Origin of the sequence: Micromonospora sp. SL1-18, from assembly GCF_047921505.1 — a bacterium.
GTDB lineage: Bacteria > Actinomycetota > Actinomycetes > Mycobacteriales > Micromonosporaceae > Micromonospora.
The window spans coordinates 1-513 of sequence record NZ_JBLROA010000212.1; the positions used below are offsets into that span (position 1 = coordinate 1).

General features: G+C 71.9%; 1 protein-coding gene. It reads left to right on the forward strand.

The features are described from left to right. Window positions 1-513 (forward strand): hypothetical protein (locus ACNAW0_RS30615; protein ID WP_416291518.1); only part of this gene is annotated, 513 nt, incomplete at both ends.

The window sequence follows — 513 nt, forward strand, 5'->3', positions numbered from 1 at the left end:
TTGCAACTGCCCACACGACCAGATCCGCACGCCTACGGGGACTGGACGTGGGTGGCCTGCCCGATCAGCCTGCCACCCACGGTGCCCGCCTCAGCGGTGCTGCACCTGCCCACCCTGCGCGTTGCCGGCCGGCAGGTGCGCGCCGATGTCGCGTACACGCACCGGGTGCCGAAGGCGAAGCGCACCGGTCACACGGTCGCCCTCGGCGTGGACTGGGGCCTGAACACCTTGTTGTCCGCCGGGGCCCTACGGCTGCAGGCCGACGGTCGGATCACCGCGTTGGGGGCCGGCGGCCAGTTCCGGGCCGCCGGTGTCCTGGCCAAGCAGCATCGCCTGCGGCGTCTGTCCGAGCGGCTGCACGCCAAGTCCGATCACTACCAGCGGCTCATCGGCGGTGACCAGCAGCACGGCCTCGCCGGCAAACACGCGGTCCTGCGCGGCGAGATCCAGCATGTGTCCGTCCGCCGCCAGAACTTGAATGACGCGCTCGCGTGGGCTGCCGCCCGGTGGGCC